At 27.6% G+C, this 19,516-nt stretch carries 12 protein-coding genes, 2 tRNA genes and 1 riboswitch; all 14 genes read right to left on the bottom strand.

Annotated elements, in window-relative coordinates; all coding sequences use genetic code 11:
- Positions 1-491 precede the first annotated feature (491 nt).
- On the bottom strand, positions 492-2,726 hold the full coding sequence (locus EXC62_RS04400; protein ID WP_026390178.1) for an ABC transporter ATP-binding protein/permease: 2,235 nt from the start codon (positions 2,724-2,726) through the stop codon (positions 492-494).
- Positions 2,727-2,737: 11 nt separating this feature from the next.
- A complete protein-coding gene (locus tag EXC62_RS04395; protein ID WP_026390177.1) occupies positions 2,738-3,535 on the bottom strand; it encodes a hypothetical protein in 798 nt (265 codons plus the stop codon).
- Positions 3,536-4,127: 592 nt separating this feature from the next.
- Positions 4,128-4,216: transfer RNA gene (locus EXC62_RS04390), tRNA-Ser, on the bottom strand.
- Between the two features lie 3 nt (positions 4,217-4,219).
- A tRNA-Arg gene (locus EXC62_RS04385) sits at positions 4,220-4,294 on the bottom strand.
- A 41-nt stretch (positions 4,295-4,335) separates the two neighbouring features.
- Entirely contained in the window at positions 4,336-5,943 is a 1,608-nt protein-coding gene (locus EXC62_RS04380; protein WP_026390176.1) for a DEAD/DEAH box helicase, read from the bottom strand.
- 143 nt (positions 5,944-6,086) lie between these two features.
- The gene (locus EXC62_RS04375) at positions 6,087-9,365 is read right to left on the bottom strand and encodes an ATP-binding protein (protein WP_026390175.1); all 3,279 of its coding nucleotides are present in this window, start codon (positions 9,363-9,365) and stop codon (positions 6,087-6,089) included.
- Positions 9,343-9,981 carry a DUF4194 domain-containing protein gene (locus tag EXC62_RS04370; RefSeq protein WP_026390174.1) on the bottom strand — a complete coding sequence of 213 codons (639 nt, stop codon included), beginning with the start codon at positions 9,979-9,981 and terminating at the stop codon, positions 9,343-9,345. The genes EXC62_RS04375 and EXC62_RS04370 overlap by 23 nt, the downstream gene beginning before the upstream one ends.
- A 5-nt stretch (positions 9,982-9,986) precedes the next feature.
- The gene (locus EXC62_RS04365) at positions 9,987-11,366 is read right to left on the bottom strand and encodes a Wadjet anti-phage system protein JetA family protein (RefSeq protein ID WP_162140123.1); all 1,380 of its coding nucleotides are present in this window, start codon (positions 11,364-11,366) and stop codon (positions 9,987-9,989) included.
- Between the two features lie 128 nt (positions 11,367-11,494).
- Positions 11,495-12,130 (bottom strand): DsbA family oxidoreductase, encoded by a 636-nt coding sequence (locus tag EXC62_RS04360; protein WP_026390172.1) that lies wholly within the window; start codon positions 12,128-12,130, stop codon positions 11,495-11,497.
- Positions 12,131-12,490: 360 nt separating this feature from the next.
- Positions 12,491-13,933, bottom strand: a complete 1,443-nt coding sequence (locus EXC62_RS04355; RefSeq protein WP_035375595.1) for an NCS2 family permease — start codon at positions 13,931-13,933, stop codon at positions 12,491-12,493.
- A gap of 96 nt (positions 13,934-14,029) precedes the next feature.
- Positions 14,030-14,131: riboswitch (purine riboswitch) on the bottom strand.
- A 52-nt stretch (positions 14,132-14,183) separates the two neighbouring features.
- Positions 14,184-14,945 (bottom strand): regulatory protein RecX, encoded by a 762-nt coding sequence (locus EXC62_RS04350; RefSeq protein ID WP_026390170.1) that lies wholly within the window; start codon positions 14,943-14,945, stop codon positions 14,184-14,186.
- Between the two features lies 1 nt (position 14,946).
- Entirely contained in the window at positions 14,947-15,816 is an 870-nt protein-coding gene (locus tag EXC62_RS04345) for a YitT family protein (protein WP_026390169.1), read from the bottom strand.
- Positions 15,816-16,910, bottom strand: a complete 1,095-nt coding sequence (prfB, locus tag EXC62_RS04340; protein WP_026390168.1) for a peptide chain release factor 2 — start codon at positions 16,908-16,910, stop codon at positions 15,816-15,818. The genes EXC62_RS04345 and prfB overlap by 1 nt, the downstream gene beginning before the upstream one ends.
- A gap of 12 nt (positions 16,911-16,922) precedes the next feature.
- Positions 16,923-19,385, bottom strand: coding sequence for a preprotein translocase subunit SecA (secA, locus tag EXC62_RS04335; protein ID WP_035375594.1), 2,463 nt, complete (start codon positions 19,383-19,385; stop codon positions 16,923-16,925).
- Positions 19,386-19,516 lie beyond the last annotated feature (131 nt).

Here is a 19,516-nt window from a genome sequence, read left to right as displayed (position 1 = left end):
TTTGTTGCATCTATTTCTCTTATAATAGGAAATATGTCGTTATTTTTAAAAATCTTTTAATCTTTTCATCACTAGATATTTTTTATATTTATCTTTAAACTCTAAAATTGTAATTATCATACGATTTGCTCCACTTACTTGCATTATACACAAGTTTATGGAGTAAATCAGCCTAATTTATTTGATTATTCATTTCTTTACAAAACGAAAAAACAATTAAATATGTTCTATATAAAACAAAAATGCCACACTTTCGTGTAGCACTTATTTCGTTCAAAGATGTGTTGACTGTACACCATATTTTTTATCTGTGAATGATTTTTCTTCTATGAACTGTCAATACTTTAGTGGACAAAAAATTTTCTAGCCTTTAAGGTATTCATACTTACCGTGAACTTTTTCAAAAACTTTAAAACTATGTCTTAATTTTATATTCAAATTACAAATTAGTATTCGTTATATCCTTAAATCCATCATTTCTATCAAATATACTAAACATATCTAATCAGTTGAATTGAAGTCTTAGTTCTTAACTTTGATATAATCATTAATGAGAAGACAAATGTTAATATCAATAAAAGTGCTGTAAGCATTAAAGGTGAATATAAACTATAGTAAATATAGTTGAATGAAATCAATCCTTGGTTAATCAGCATTTTATTGAATAATTGAATTATGAAAATTTCGGATATAATACTTACTATAAATACTGAAACTAACAAAATCATTATTTCCACTATAAATATGAAAGTTATTTGTCTTAATTTTATATTAAAAGATCTTAATAATCCAATTTCTGGTGTTTTTTCAATAATTGAATTATTTATATACGATAGTATTATTAATGCAGAAACTAAAATCAATATTCCACCAATTACTATAATAATATTTGAGATTGAACTTATGTACTCATCTGTTACATTTATATCTAAACTTGAATAGGAATAATCTCTAATATTTAATTTATCTAGATCCTCTAGTAAAGATTTTGAGTAGTTATTGATTGAAATACCATTTAAAGAACTATTTTTATAATTATTTAGTCCATAATTATATGAGATTTTCAAATATGATTCATCACTAAAAATCCAAGGAATTTGTTCAAAAGAATCTACAAGAATACCTTTTATATTAAATGTTTTTCTTTCACTCAATGTATATGACCTATTACCAAAAATATATTTATAAAACACTACTTCAAGTTCTTTATTTAAAAGATTTTCTAAATTTTCATCTTTAGCAATACTTAAAGCATCTTGATAAGAAATAATTACATCATTATCACTAAGTGTAGCATCACCAAGAAAAAGTTCTTTATGAAATGCATCGTTATAATTTGTTATTCTTCTTTCTATCTGATTATCTATCGAATTAGTAGTTAACATTACTCTATCTCTAATTGTTTTATTACTAATTTTTATAAATGTATTTTCATTAAGATAAATTGCCTGTTCTATTTTTATTAAAACATCTTTTTCATTGTTTGATAAGTTTAATGAATATTCTTTATCCTCATCTATAATGTTTACTATTCTAAGAACAGTATTATTAATTGTTATTTCAGTATTTAACAACTCTTTTATTTCAGCCATATTATTCTTTTCGATTATTTGCTTTGCAATTTTATAACTAATAAAAACATCATTATCCTCAATCTTTTTTTGATCACTAATGGTTTTAAGTTTTATTTCATCAGTCAAATAAATTCTGTTAATATCAATTTTTTGTGGTACTTTGTTTAATATAACAGGTATCTTGTTAGGAAATATTTCTATAAATTCCATATAATCATCCCAATTATATTTTTTTATAAGTTCATTTTTTGTTGAATCTTCAATGGATATTGCACCACCATTATTATCAAAAGATACTAATTCCAAATACTCAATTTCTTCTGACTTATATCGCTTTTCTTTTATTTTGTAAACATTATTATTCATAATATTTAATGCTGTAAGTGCAAGAATAAAACTAAAAACTAAAGTGAAAATTAAAATTAATGCCTTAGATTTTTGAGTACTATACCCTTTAGTAGCAAATCTAAATATGTGTTTAAAAGTCAGTTTCTCAGTACTATTTTTATTTGAAATTATAGGTTTATTAGAATTTTCACTTTTAATATGATGTGATTTAATAGTACCATCCTCTATAAGGAAAATTTCATTTGCTAACGCTTCAAATATGTTTAAATCGTGAGAAGATACTAAAACAATTCTTGTTTCACTAATTTCTTTTAGTATTTTGGCTATTTCTAAGGACTGTTTTAAATCTAGATTTCCTGTTGGCTCATCAGCAACAATAATTGGCTTATTACTTAAAAATGCTCGTAATATTGATACTCTTTGTTTCTGACCACCTGATAGTTCACTTGATTTATGGTCTTTCCATTCATATAAATTAAGTTTCTTTAAAGCATGATCAATTTTTCTTACATCTTTATCCCCGTTTATTTCTAATATAAATAGTGCATTCTCGTAAATAGTAAAATGTTCAATTAATTGATAATCTTGAAAGACTATTGCTGCTTGTCCACTAGGTATTATATTTTGGGTTTTTGATACATCAAAAGTATCAATCCCCACAAGACAATTTAATAGTGTTGTTTTACCTGAACCCGAAGATCCACTAAATAAATATAGTCCTGAATTTGATATATCTATACTAATATTTTTTAGCCCCTTATACTTATTTTCAAAAGTTTTAGTACCCTCTACGATTTTTATCATTCGTTTATCTCCTAACTAGTAACTTTATTAAAATTACCATTTGATGAATAATTGTATTGATGTGTGTGTGTTACATAATCATATATTGCATTTTTTTCAAACCAGGCAGCATCTTTAAAAATTAAAGGTGTATAATTAATTGCTATTTTCGAGTTACTTAGTCTTGGAAAATTTACCGAATAATTATCTACAGAAAAATAAATTGTAGCTTGTTGCCTATATGCTCCTTGGTAAGGAGTTCCTCTTTTATTATCTGCATATCTTGTAAAGTCGAAGTTCATTAAAATGCCATTGTCTTCTTCACTAGAATATAATGCAATTTCTTTAAACTCCTCAGTGAGTGTTTGTGTTATTGTAGGTAATGTTACAATACCTAAGTTAGGGATATAAATATGTTGTGTCCCAATTGAAATACTTACAGTATAGCTACTGTTTTCATATTTTGGAGTATAAGTTACCAATCTAGCATATCTGCTATCAAATTTTACATTTAAACCTATTTGCATACTACTAAATGATCTACTAGCATTTTTTTCTGTCGAAGCATCAATCATTGCCTCAACCAAAACAGCATAGAACATCTTGTCTTCATCTGGTATATATACTTTATATATACTTGTCCACATATTCATTTTACCATAATAATGCTTTGCACCCCATAATTCTTCAATATTAGAAGTATGATCAGCAACATAGCTGAAACCATCTATATCAAAGCCTCTCAAATCAGCCTCTGATGCACTTACTTCAGTAGTATAGAGAACTAATCCCACAACTAATAATAACATAGTTATTAAAACTTTTTTCATTATTTTTACCTCTTTCTTTATTATTTTTTAAAACTTAATTGCTCTAAGTTAAATAAACAACTCACCTCTATTCTTGAAATAATCCTACTTATTTTATAAAAATCAACAAAAACTGTTGAATTAAATCACTATTTAGTTTATTTTGTAAACTAAAATATTTCTGAATGAATATACTATAGATAAAATATTAAATTATAAGCTTATATTTACTATTATAGTAGATATAAAATTTTTGTCAACTATATATTTTAATAACACACATTGTATATGATTATCTTGTAACAGTATCTTAATACGTAACTCTCAATGATACCCCATTTTTTTCAGAGATTTTTTTATTACTAAAAATATTAAAATATTTGAATATAACAATACAACTAATTAGAGAATAATACCTACATTTTAAAAATTCTACGTAATTCTTAATTACTTCTTTAAATTTAGATCTACTACTTTTGAATACTTTATTAATTCCCTCAAAACTAGAATTGGAATATAATTTATGTATATTTAAAACTGAAGAATCAGTTAAATATGTTCTATATAAAGCAAAAATGCCACACTTTCGTGTAGCACTTATTTCGTTAAATGATGGCGGAGAAAGAGGGGTTCGAACCCTCGCGCCTTTTACAACCTACGAGCTTTCCAAGCCCGCCCCTTCAGCCACTTGGGTATTTCTCCATGCGCACTCGACAGGAATTGAACCTGCGACCTCATCCTTCGGAGGGATGCGCTCTAATCCAACTGAGCTACGAATGCTTACTTAAACATTATACCGCATTAGAACTATTTATTAAAGTTTAAATAGCTTCAATAACTACATTCTTACCTCTATATTTAACTTTTTTATTTGCACCTAAAATATCAACAGTTCGATTGCTTATTTGGAAGTTAGTATATTTATCAAAATGTTTAATATCTCCAACATTTTTTGGTCTAATATCAAAAATATTACTTAATAATTCTAATAAATAATTTGGATTAATTTTATCTTTTCTTCCTAAACTTATTTTATACATAGTATAGTTACTATCATTTCTAGTTCTTGTTCTTGATGATTTATTATCTTTGTTTTTTTCTCTTTGTTCCCTTGGAGCAACAAATTCTATTTCTTCATATTCTGAATCACTAGGAATAACTTTATTAATTAATGTATTTAATAGTTGTTCATAAGTAATACCTTTTCCAATTAAAGTATTAATTACTGTTTCATGGTTAGATTCATTATTTAATGCTTCTTCTGTAATTTCATCAATGAATTTAGCAACTCTTTTTCCTCTAATTTTTTTCTTAGTAGGAACTTCTAAAACACCTATTTTTGACTTAGTAAAGCTTTCTAATTCTCTAATCTTACCTTCACCACGTGGAGTTACAATACTGTATGCTTTACCAGTATTACCTGCTCTACCTGTTCTTCCTATTCTATGAACGTAAACTTCATTTTCATGTGGTAGTTCATAGTTAATAACAAGTTCAACATTTGAAATATCTAATCCTCTTGCTGCAACGTCTGTTGCTACTAAGATTGTTAAACTTTTATTTCTAAATGAGTTTGTTACAGCATTTCTTTGACTTTGTTTTAAATCTCCATGTAATGAATCTGCATGATATCCAAATGTTCTTAATTCTTCAGTTATTTCATCAACTTCTTTTTTAGTATTAGCAAATACTATTGCAGAATTAATTGAATCTAGATCTAAGATTCTTCTAACTAATTTTAATTTATCACGTTTTTGAACAACGAAATAGTTTTGTGAAACTGTGTCAACAGTTAAATGTTGATTTTCAACTTTAATAATTTCACTATCTCTTTGATAATTTTTAGCAATCTTCTTAATTTCATTAGGAATAGTTGCTGAAAATAAAACTGTTTGACGTTCACTTGGTGTATCTCTTAAAATACGTTCAATGTCTTCTTGGAATCCCATTTTTAACATTTCATCAGCTTCATCAAATGTTAAAACTTTTAAATCTGATAAGTCGATTGTTTTTCTCTCCATATGATCAATAATTCTTCCTGGAGTACCAACAATAATATGTGGTTTACGTTTTAATGCTTTAAACTGTCTATCGTATGATTCACCACCAACAATTGGTGATACTGTTACATCTTTATTATATTTAACTAACTTGATAAATTCATTATATACTTGTAATGCTAATTCTCTCGTTGGACATAATACTAGACTTTGAGTTGATCTGTCTTTTACATTAATTTTTTCTAAAATTGGAACTGCAAAAGCAAATGTCTTTCCTGTCCCTGTTTGTGCTTGAGCTATAAAGTCTTTTCCTTCTATCATTAAAGGAATAGCTAGTTCTTGAATTGATGTTGCACTTTCAATTCCAAGGTCTTTTATAGCTTGTTTTGTTTCACTTAATATGTTTAAATCTTCAAATAATAATTTCAAATTGTTTCCTCATTTCTTTTAACCTTAATAACTATACCACAAATTACAGAAAATAACTATCAAAATATACAAATATTTAGTTTTTACAATATAAAAAGGATGATTTTAGATAAACCATCCTTTTTTAAGTGTTAAATCAATTTTTAGTCTTGTAACAATAATCTATTGTCTTTAAATGTTTCAATAATTGCGTAATCATTTTCTTTAACAATAACTAAACTTGTATTAACATAATTAATAATGTTAGCTACTCTTTGAGGTGGTACAGCAATTAATAATTGAATCGATAAACTACTATAGAATTTCATCATCGCGTCAATTCTTGACTCATCCATGTTATTGAATGCTTCGTCAAATAAAACAATACAACCAGAATTAATTCGTTTATTTCTTGATAGTAATTGTTGGAATGATGCTGCAATAACAATATAGAATGGAACTTGGGTTTCTCCCCCTGATTTTTCTCTAGAAACTTTTGAGAACATTGAAATATTACCGTTTGTATTTGTAACTTCAATATCATAAGACATATAGTTTCTATAGTCTAAGAAAGTATAATTAAGTTTATCATGTTCTGGATCAGTTGAAGCAATCTTTTCAAATAATTCCATTAATATTTGTTCATTCTTTTTAGTCAAACCTTCAGTAAATAATTGATTACTTGAAACAGTTTTATCATTCATAATCATATCATAGTAAACTTTAAAGTCTGAATCTTCACTTGCTTTATAAACAAGTTTATATGAATCATTACCGAACATTTTTCCTTCTAAGGCAACATTTAAATCTTCAATTTGTTGTTGAGCTGCTTCTATTGAAGCTCTTAGCTTATTAACAAATTCTTCTTTAAATCCAATTTCAGAATTTCTTCTAAGTTCGGTTGCTTCATGTTCGTATTTAACTAAGTTATTATTTCTAATAATATTTGCTTCTCTAGTAAATTCATCTAAATGAGCAAAGTTTGGTTCTGCTGAGAAGAAATACTCTCTAACATACATTCTCATTAAGTTAGTTAATTCAATTTCTTGACGATTAACTTGACTATTCAAACTAACATTATCTTTTGCAAGTGCATCTGTAATTGCTGCATTACTATTTTGATAACGTTGTTTAAGTGCATAGAATTGTGTATGTGCAATGCTTAGTTTTTCTGGATGCAGTCTTGATAATTCATCTTGACTTTCATTATATTTTGTTAGTTTTTCTTTAATTTCATCAATTGAATCTAACAATCGTTGACGTTCATCACGACTAGATGCAATATCACCAACAATCTTATCAGAATCCATTCTTAATTGGCGTTTCTTAATTCTTTCTGTTTCTAATTGATGTTCTAGTTTTGCAATACTTGGGCTTTGTGATAATTCATTAATTTGTTCTTCAAGATGAGTATATTCTCTTCTAGTTTCTTTTATCTTACTAAATAATCTTAAATAATTTTGGTGAACAATCTTACTTGCTTTACTACTTCCTAAAAGTCTTAAAACTTTGCTTTGTTTATTAGAGATTTCTTGGAATTTTTCCATTTCTTTTTCTAATTGTTCTAAGTCATCAACTTCAATTTTAATTTGCATTTCAGTAGCACTTGATCCAATAAATGGAACTTGATATGTTCTTGGGTGAAGTTGTCTTGCAGTATAGTTTGAATATGTCATACAACTTGGTGTAATTGAACGACTATAGTTTTTTAATTCCTCAGCCTTTTCAACAGTTATTACACCATTTAAAATCATATTGATATAATTTCTAGCATGACGATAATCTGTATCAATTTTACTTGCTAAGCTCTTTGAATCAATTTCACCATATTCAGAAAGTTTTTGAGTATTAACTAAACCTACTCCATAAATTTGTAATTCATTTTTAACTTCATCATAAATCTTTAAAGCTAAATCAAAATATTCAGGTTCAACAATTAAATTAAACTTTTGAGTACTTAAATATCCTTCTAATGCATTACGCCATTTCTCATCATTAACTTCAATTAATTCTGCTAATGGTTGAACTTTAATGTCTTTTTGGTAATGTTCACTTAATCCTTCATTCAATGACTCTATCAATGATTGAACATTTTTAGGATATGTCTTAATATGTTTTTTTAATTGTGATAATCTTTGACTAGCATAGAATATCTCATTTGATAGTTTTTGTTTTTCTTGTTCCGCTTTATCTTTTTCATTATAGTAAGCTTGTAGATACGCACTAACTTCATCACTAATAAGCGTTAAATGATTAGTAAGTTCTAAAGGATCCAAGTTATCTTCATGTCCTTGATAATATGAGACAAAACTCTTAAATGATTGACTAGGAACTAAAGTTAATAATTCTTTAATAATGTTGAATTCATCAAGTAATGTTTGTTTAAGTTCAGTTACTTGCTCTTTCTCGTTTTCATACTCAATTGTCTTCTTACGGAAAGCTTCTTTGTATTGAGACATTGTTCTCTCAACACCATCATCATCTTTAGCTCTTTCAAGATTTAAGATTTGACCTTCGTTTTCTTCAATTTCTAAGTCGATTTTTGTTTTTTCGTTTCGATATGCTTCTAATTTTTGTTCAACCTGAATTAATAAATTTTCACTTTGTTTAACAAATCTTTCTCTTTGCTCAACCCAGTTTAATTGACCAATAATCTCATTAGTAATAACTTGGTTTTTAGCATCTGCTATTTCTTCACCAAGCGTGCTTATCGCATCTAATTTTTCTAATTTTTCACGGTCTTTAATAATCTGCATTTCAACTTTTTTAAGTTGTTCAACATTATTCTTTAAAGAACGAATATCAATTGGATCATCATCAAGTAAAAACTCAAAAATAAATGCTTGTAAATCGATTGGTTTAAATGCTAAAGCCTTTGGTAAGATCTTAGCATACTTTCTAGAATCCATTCCAAAAAACCTTGCTAGAGCATCTCTATAAGCTTTTTGTGTATCGAATGTTTCTAATTCTTTACCGATTGCTCTTACATAGTCTTTCATTGCTTTATAATCTCTTGGATATTTACGATCTAGAAATAATTCATCGTGAATACTTAAATTTTCTAATAAGTAAAAACGTTCTTTTAGAGTTGCATTTTTAGGTAAATCAAGGATTGCTCCAATAATACTATATTGTTCATCATCTTGATCATAAAACTCTAATGCTAAATGCGTTATAACATCATTTTCTCTTAAAAATTCTTTAGTTTCTGCCCCAATACGACCTCTAACATATCCTTCCAAAGTTCTTCTTGCATCATCAGTTGCTGCAATATTAAACTTAGCACCACTCTTACCTCCAACTAATAAATATTGAAGAGCATCTAAAAGCGTTGATTTTCCGGATCCGTTTTCACCAGAAATTAAGGTGTTATCACTAATATCAATTGTTTGATTAGAAAATAAATGCCAGTTAACTAATTTAATTTTCGTAAGTTTCTTCATTAGTTCCACCCATCCCTTCTACATAACTATCCAAGCGATCAATAACTTCTTTAATTCCATCTAAATTAGTTACATAAAGGATTGTTGGATAAATCTTAATTCTTGCATCATCATTTAAACCTTTATCGATATAATCAATAATATTGTAACTTCTTAAAAAAGTTAATGCAGGTTTTAATTCTGTTTTAGTAATTCTTTTATTATCTAAATAACCAATTCTCGTTAATTCATCATGAATTTCAGATAAATAAACTTCAACATCTTCATCTAATGTTACAAGTTCTTGTTTTCTTTGGAAGATAATTCTAAGAACTAATATTAAAATACTTTCTGTTTTTCTTAATGTAATATGGTTATATCTTTCTTCATTGATAATATAAATAACTTCATCTTCACGATGGATATTAAGGATAAAATCAATTAAAGCAAAGAATCCTTCAAATGTTTCTTTATAAGCCAAAATGAAACGAAAATCGTTTTGATCTCCAGGCTTTCTTTTTGTTAAAAAATTAACTTGTAAAAGCTTATTAACAATTCTTGAAAAATTATTTTTTTCGCCTTCTTTTAATTTTGAATAATTATCATTAAAATTTTTAAGTGCTGTTGTTTTATTCATTATAATCACCGTTTAACCTTAATCGTAAAATTTTTAAATGATACAAAGTTTGTTTTTGCTTCATAATCTAATAAATCAATATCATAACTCATCCCAATTGATTTTGAGTATAAGAAGATTAAAATTAGTTTAACATATTCTTCTTGTGAACTGATTTGAAGTTCAGAAGCTAAAATCTCTTTACTACCATTTAAGATCTCTAACACATATTTATTAATTTCTTTTTTACTATACATATTATGTTTCAACATTAAAGCAATCTTTTCACGTTTTTTCTCGTCAGTAATAAAATCATCATCTAAATATAGTTCTTCTGGTTCACTATCCATTCTAACTCTTCTTTGGTTATATAGTGAATAAGTATCCAAATTCTTTATTTGTGCCATGTGAATTATCGAATTATATTCAAAGTCATCATCATTTAAAACTAGTTTAAATAAGCGGTTGAAGATTCCTTCTATATCATCAGAGTGATTTGTTAAGAATAATATTTTTGATGCTGTTGCACTAATGTATTGTTCATTCTTTCTATCAATATCTAGAATTAAATTTTCAAGTGCACTAAAACTATCTGTAATAAATCTTAATCTTGTTTCTAAATATTCAAATGCAACATTATAATCATCAATTCTTTTTGTTTGCATAACTAAGTTTGCTAGATGATCCATAACTTCAACATTATCGTAAATATTTGAAACTCCACTTAAAATTCCTCTTTTATACCTAGGAAGACTATCTTTAGTCTTTAAGTTATAATATGCAGAATCGAAGAAGTTTTGTTTATATTCAACTAATAGTTTTTCTAAGATTTTTTGAAGATCTTGTTTTGATTGTTTTTTTGTAACATCAAAATAATATCTATAGATGTTAGCTTTTAAAGTTTTTAATTTTCTAATTACCTCATTAGTTTTTTGGAATGCTTGTTCAATAACGCCAATTCCCTCTTCTTTAGTAAATGCATTAAGCAATGAATATATGGCAAAAATCTCGCCCGTATACTCATCTTGGCGAGCATTAACTATATCATCTAAAATTGTAATTATTCTTATACTATAATCAAATAAATTAATTGAAGTTTTATAATCTCCAAGTTCTTCTTCACCAATCCAACCATTGTTTTTTAAAACATTGATAACGTGGTTTGCTTTTTGTCTGCTAGTTGATGCTTTTTCATCTTCTGATACATCTGCAAATTCTTCACTTTCTTTATCATCAAAATAATCTATAAGGCGTTGAACAACGTATTCACGATCTCCTTGAAAAGACTCTTCAATACTATCAACAGCATTATAAATTATAAATATACAATCAACATAGGTTTTTTTATTTGGCGAAGCCAGCACACTAAAAAAATTAGGGTGTATCATTTCAAACAAATGTGCCATTTTGGTCCCCCTCTTTTTATATTTAATCTCTAATATATTTTAACATAGATTATTTTTTTTTACTATCTTTTTTAATTATAGTAAATAGTAAAAAAACTATAAAGAAAAGTAGTCAATTATGACTACTTCTAAAAATCACAAAATTCTCCACAATACTCAACTTTTTTGTTGTTATTTAAAACCTTAGAAAAAACTTCTTTAATTTCTTCTTTGCTTAAATATTTATTGTAGTTGTTTTTAATATTTACTCTTAAATGAGGAATTTCATCTATTCCTTTATAAAGAGCATTTTCTTTGTTAGAAATAATTTGTTTTATATAACATTTAGTTTCTAATGTTTGTTTAGCAAGTTCATAATCTATGCCAATTTCTTTAGCGATATCAAGTAAAACTTTTTTATCACTAATATCTTTACCTAATTCAAAATAACTCTTTAAAACTAGTGTATTATATTCTTTTGCTAAATCGTTTCTTTTAGCAAGATGTGCTAGTTCATGAGCTAGTTCAGTATTTACTAATGGTAATTCTTTATATTTTGGAAACTCTCTATCAAGAAGTTCTAAAATATCTTTTGATTTAAGCGTTCCCCTCTTATCAATAACAGGATTGTCATTATTGCTAACAAGGCAACTCTCATTAACTATGTAACTGCGATAATATAGTTCATAGTTTTTAAGTCCTAATTCATCAATTGCGTCCATTAAGTTTTTGTGTGTTAAATAAGAAATTGGGCATAAATAATCAAGCCAAAATTCGATTCGCATATATAATTACTCCATTCTAAGTGCTAAAACCAAATCTTCTTTCATCTTCTTAAATTGTTGTTATTAGGAACATTTACTTTAAAGTCATAAAGAATTGGTAAATCAGCATAATTTTAAACTGCTTACATAAATAATAATATCATTTGTGCCAATTATAAGCAAATAACTTACTCTATACAGCACTTATAATTGTAAAACTTTTGTTAAGAAATATCAATCATTTTTAATAATTTTAATTAATATAATCAATTATATACAATTAATATCGTTTTGACACAGATATAAGTATCTTTTTTTTATTAATAAAGAAAAAACGATAGAACTAATGCCTATCGTTTGATCTTACGTATCTTTTAAAAACTACATAAATAGTTTTGAATAAACTCCAAAATAAATAACAAAACCAACTGATAAGATAAAGATTAAAGGGTGTACTTCTTTAGCACGTTTTTGAGCTAACATTGATACTGAATATGAAATAAATCCAAATGCAATCCCATCAGATACTGAATATGTAACAACCATACCAAGTATTGTCATGAAACTTGCGATTGCAATTGCTTTATCGTCCCAATTAATTTCTTTAATTTGAGCAGCCATTAAAACACCTACTAATACAAGTGCCATTGAAGTCACTGGGAATATTCCAAAAACTGACATAACTGGGTAAAGTGCAATTGATATTAAGAATAAGAATGCAACAACTAAATTAGAGAATCCTGTTCTAGCTCCTGATTCAACACCTGTTGATGATTCAACATATGAAGTAATTTCTGGTGTTCCCATTGCAGAACTTATTAAAGTTCCTATTGCATCTGAGAATAATGCTTTATCAAGATTAGGTAATTCGCCATTTTCATCTTCAAGTTTTGCTGCTTTAGTAACTGCTACTAAAGTACCGGCAGTATCGAATATATCAACGAATAATAATGCGAAAACAATAAAAGGTAATGTAATCAATTTAGCACTTGCTGTCATTGCTTCTCTTGCAACTACACCATCAACTAACACTGCAGGTGAATCTTGGAATAAAGTTTTAAATCCTGTAATAAATCCACCAAATGAATCTTTAAATCCAGCTAATTCACTATATTTAAACAATTCAATCTTTGTTAGACCTTCAACACCAATAAGTGATAAAACTGCATAAAGTACTGCTGTTCCAAGTATTGCAAGTATAAATGAGAATCTTGAAACTTTTGAATTTAAATTATGTAAAACAAAAATCAAGATTATTCCAAATATAGCTACTAAAACATTTGGATTTGAAAAGTTTCCTAATGTAACACCTGTTGAACTTGATTGTGTTACAATCCCTGCATTTTGAAGTCCAACAAAAGCAATAAAGAAACCAATACCAACACCAATTGCCGCTTTCAATCCTGAAGGAATTGCTTCAATTAGTTTTTTTCTTAGAGGTGTAAATGAAATAATAACAAATAATACCCCACCTAAAAATGAAATAGCTAATGCTTCTTGCCATGAATAACCTAAACCAAATGATGAAGTACCTGCAATTCCACCTACAATTGTAAATGTAAAGAATGCATTAACACCCATCCCTGGTGCAAGTGCAACCGGATAGTTAGCCACAAGTGACATTACAATAGTTGCGATTGAAGCACCTAATGCAGTTGCAATAAATGCACCTCCACGTGGTATTCCTGCAGCACTAATCATACTTGGATTAACAGCTAAAATATAGCTCATAGCTAAAAATGTAACTAATCCACCAATGAACTCACCTTTAAAAGTGGCTCTTCGTTCTTCAAATTTGAAAAACTTCATAATTCTTTCTTTCATGTCTTATTTCCCTTCTTATTTTTTTTGTACTTAATAGAATGTTTCAAAAATGAAAAAACCAAAGAGATCTTTGGTTTCTACTACTTTTGACAACGGAAAAAAAGCCATGTCAACCGTAGCCGCGCAATTTACGGTAGCGCTGTAGAAACTTAGTCACCATATTAGACTAATTATACGATTCATATTAAATACACATCTAATATATCAAAGTTTTCAAGTCTTGTAAAGGGGGATTTTAACTCTTTACAACTTAATTATCTTTTTCTTTACTAATGATGTATTCAATATCATTTTTACTATAACCTTTTTGATATAATTTTGTTTTAATGAAATAATTTAGTTCTTCTTTTGTTTTTTTGTTCTCATATTTTCTAATAAGTTTTTGATAATCTTTTTCGATAACTAATAAATCATCAAATTTCGTTTGATTAATCATTTTATCAACAATTGAATAAATATAACTCTTTGTGTAACCTTTTTTTATTAAATCAAGTTTAAGTTTGTTTTGAAACTCATATTTATTTTGCTTAATTCTTTTATTTAATTGCGATTCAACTTTTTCTGTTATAATCTTATTTTCATCAATATTTTTAAGATTCTCATTAATTATCTCTTGACTTATACCTTTACTTATAAGCTTTTTGGATATTAATGAAGGTCCTTCTTTATATTGTCTATATGATATATATTCTTTTGTATATAAGTCATCATTAATAAAATTATACTTTTTATACTTTATTACTAATTTATCAATCAAATCTTTATTAGCTCCTAAATCAAAAAGAAAATTTCTTAACTCATTTTCAGTCAATAATCTTCTTAATTTTTCTTTAGCAATACGATCAAAATAATAATAATTGTTTTCATCAATTATTTCAGTCCACTCATTATTATTAAATGTTTTTCCTGTATTAATCTTATATTTAATCATAATTTCATTTTCAATATTATAGTTATTATTCTCATAAGTAACTTCACTATAATATTTATATTTTTTAATATTAGTAACCATTTTAATTAAATCCTTGACCAACTGATTCAGTTGTTTTAGTTATGAATGTAAATGCCGCAGGATCAATTTCAGCAATTATTAATTTTAGATTATATAATTGATTTTTAGTTATTGTACAAATTATCATATCTTTATCTTGCTCGCTATATCCACCAACAACAGATATTTTCGTAACACCACGTTTGATTTTTTTGTAAATAGCATCTTTTATATCGTGATATTCATTAGTAACTATGAAAACAGTATACCCTGCTTTTCCTGTTAACATTAGTTTATCAATAACAATTCCTGCAATTATAATTGAAAAAATTGCATAAAATGTCGATTCAATTCCAAATATAAGTAACCCAATTGCAACCATAATACCATCAGTCATATATAGTGCAACTGAATATGAAACTTTCAGTTTATGATTCAAGATTTTTTGAATAACATCCATACCACCAGTTGTTGCATTACTTTTAAAAACTAAACCTAATCCAAGACCGGTTAGTACTGAACCACCTATTGCTGAAATTAATAATTTATTAGAAGCTATTTCTCTCAAAATGAAATCTTGTGGAATTTTTGCAACAGTAAGAACAAAAATTAATAATGGTAAAAAGAGTGTTCCATAAAGTGTTTTAAAGAAAAACTTTTTTCCTAGTACTAAACCTCCAACAACTAAAAGAATTGCATTGGCAATAAAGATAAAGATACTAACTGCAGTAGGACTTGCATCAAATACTTCTCTAAAAACAATTGATACTCCTGTAACACCTCCGGTAATTAAATTTGAAGGTGCATAAAAGAAATAATATCCAATAACAACCGATATTACTCCTAAAGTTATATTTAATAATTCGTTTTTACGAATTTTTTCATGGATCATTAGTTACCTCCTGCTTTTAAATAAGCTGTAATAAAATCAGATATTTCTCCATCCATTACAGAAGTAATTTGTGAGGTTTCATAATTAGTTCTATGATCCTTAACCATTTGATATGGATGGAATACATAAGATCTAATTTGTGATCCCCATGCAATGTCTTTTAATTCTCCTTTAATATTTTGAAGTTTCTCTTCTTGTTTACGCATTTCTTCTTGAATCAGTTTTGACTGTAATAATTTCATTGCAGTTTCACGATTCTTAATTTGACTTCTCTCGTTTTGACAACTAACAACAATTCCAGTTGGAATATGCGTTATTCTTACTGCTGAGTCAGTTGTATTGACTGATTGTCCACCAGCACCAGATGAACGATAAACATCCACTCTGATTTCTTCATCTTTGATTTCAACTTTAATGTTATCATCAATTTCCGGCATTACTTCAACAGATGCAAACGATGTATGTCGTCTTGCATTTGAGTCGAATGGTGAAATTCTAACTAAACGATGAACTCCTCTTTCAGCTTTTAAATATCCGTAAGCATATTCACCTTTTATTAAGATTGTTACTGATTTAATACCAGCTTCATCCCCAGATTGAATATCAATTATTTCATACTTATAGTTTTTAAGATTAGAATATCTTTGGTACATTCTATATAACATTTCAGCCCAGTCTTGTGCCTCAGTACCACCAGCTCCAGCATGAATTTCTAAAATTGCGTTGTTTATATCATATTGACCGCTTAAAAGAACTTCAATTGAAAACTCATCTAATTCTTTTTCGAGTTTTTTAATGTCTTTTTCAAGAATTTCCCATTCTTCAGTTCTTTCTTCACTAATCTCAAACCATTCAATAACACCATTTAATTTTTCATTTAAAGAGGTCAAAGCAGCCAATCTATCATTGATAAAATTGGCTTCTTTGGTTACAACTTTTGCATTATCAGGATTATTCCAGAAATCCGCTTTTTGCATTTCATTATTTAATTCTAAAAATCTTTTTTTTAATTTTTCAGGATTAATGTTTTTATCTAAATCATCAACCTGTTTTGTGAATTTTTCAATTATTCGATTTATTTCGTATCTTTCCATCAAAAATACCCCTTAACGCCAAGGAGCTTGTCTCCCTCTGATTTTTCTTACTCTTTGTTTCTTCGCTTTATCCTCTGAACCTTGATTAGTTGCTGTATTTTTAACTACCGCTTCTCTCTCAACATTTACTTGGATATTAGCCTTTAATATATATTTTGTAATATCTCTACCAATATTAGCAACCAGCTCATTAAATAGACGATAACCTTCTTTTTGATAGATAACTAATGGATTTTGTTGACCATAAGCTTGTAATACTACACCTTGTCTTAATTCACTCATTGTATCAATATGACGCATCCAATAAGTATCAATAATTCTTAACATAATAACTTTTAAGAATTCATTAAAGACTTCTGGTGGAATTGTTGTTTTCTTATTATTAATTTCAATATCAGCTAAATGATTTAAATGTTCTAATACTTGTTCATATGTTTTACCTTGAATATCTTCAATCAACAATGTTCCTTCTTTAAAGATTGGACCATCAAAAAACTTAACTAAAGCTTCATAATCAACTTTAGGATTTCTAATTGTTGTGTCAACAAAATCAAGAGCATTTTCTTCTAAACTCTTTTTCAATGTTATAATTGCTTGTTCTTCAATACTTTCTAATGTTAAAACATCGCGTCTTTCTTTATAAATAATTTCTCGATGCATTCTTAAAACATCGTCATATTTCAAGACGTTTTTACGTGAATCAAAGTTACTACCTTCAATTCTTTTTTGAGCATTTGTAACAAACTTAGTAAACATTTTTGATTCAATTGGAGCTTCTTTATCTTCATTTAAGTTTTGAATCATTTGAATACGGCGCTTAAATGCATCACCAGCAAAACGAACCATTAATTCATCTTCAGCAGAAATATAAAATCTTGAGAATCCAGGATCACCTTGACGTCCAGAACGTCCTCTTAATTGGTTATCAATTCTTCGTGATTCATGTCTTTCACTACCTAATACTGCTAATCCACCACGTTCAACGACACCTTCAGCAAGTTTAATATCTGTACCACGCCCAGCCATATTAGTTGCTATTGTAACAGCTCCTATTTGACCAGCTTTTTCAACAATCTCTGCTTCTCTTGCATGGTTCTTAGCATTTAAGACTTCATGAGGAATTCTTCTTTTTCTTAATTCTAATGATAAATATTCACTTGTTTCTACTGCAATCGTCCCAACTAACACCGGTTGTCCAGCCTTATGTCGAGCTTCAACATCATCTAATAACGCTTTAAACTTTTGTTCCATAGTTGAATACATATAATCAGATGCATCAACTCTAATAACTGGTTCATTAGTAGGTATAACAATAACATTCATATTATATATTTCATTAAATTCTTCTTCTTCAGTTTTTGCAGTACCAGTCATACCTGATAATTTTTTATACATTCTAAAGAAGTTTTGATATGTGATTGTTGCAACAGTAATTGTTTCTTTTTTAATTTGAACGTTTTCTTTAGCTTCAATTGCTTGATGTAATCCTTCACTAAATTGACGCCCTTGTAAAATACGTCCAGTAAATTGGTCAACAATTAAAATCTCTCCATCTTGAACAACATATTCTTTATCTTTAGCTAGAATATAGTTTGCTCGCAATGCATTATTTATATGGTGAACCACACTTACATTTTGTAAATCATATAAGTTTTCTATTCCAAATACTTCTTCAGCATGATTAATACCTGAAGGGGTTAATTCGATTGTCTTTGATTCAACATCAATTTCATAATCTTCATCACTAAGTGTCTTAACTAATCGATCAGCTCTTTCATATAAGTTTTGATTATTTTTAGCTCCACCAGAAATAATTAATGGTGTTCTAGCCTCATCAATTAAAATTGAGTCAACTTCATCGATAATAGCAAAATTTAATCCTCTTTGAGCAACCATATCTTTAGCATATAAAACCATATGATCACGAAGATAATCAAATCCTAATTCACTATTTGTTGAATACATAATATCAGCATCATATGCTGCTTGCTTTTCTTCTCTTGTTAATTCACGAATATTTAAACCGACAGTTAATCCTAAAAAACGGAAAATATTTCCGATTTGGCCTTCAACCTCACGTCTAGCTAAATACTCATTCACTGTAACAATATGAACGCCTTCACCATTTAATGCATTTAAATATGCAGGCATTACCGCTGTTAATGTTTTACCTTCCCCTGTTTTCATTTCAGCAATATTACCTTCATGAATAGCAACAGCCCCTAATACTTGTACATAATAAGGTGTCATTCCAGTAACACGTTTAGATGCTTCTCTAACAACAGCATAGGCTTCAACTTGTAAATCTTCTAACGTTTCACCATTCTTAAATCTATTTTTAAATTCTTCTGTTTTATTTCTTAATTCTTCATCGCTTAATTTCGCCACATCATTTTCAAGGCTAATTACTTTTTTAGCGATAATATCCGCTTGTTTAAGCACCTTACGCGAAGGGTCAAACCACTTTTTAAACATGAAATCACTTCCTTTTTATCTCTATTATAATACTATAATAGAGTGTTTTTTTCAAGTATATGTATAAATTACCAATAATTTTACATATCTATAACAAAAAAGCTAACTAAGATAGTCAGCTTTAATATTTT

Origin of the sequence: Haploplasma axanthum, from assembly GCF_900660745.1 — a bacterium.
GTDB classification, from domain to species: domain Bacteria; phylum Bacillota_I; class Bacilli_A; order Acholeplasmatales; family Acholeplasmataceae; genus Haploplasma; species Haploplasma axanthum.
Note: the sequence above shows the minus strand (reverse complement) of the source record. Positions and strands in the feature narration are given on the sequence as shown.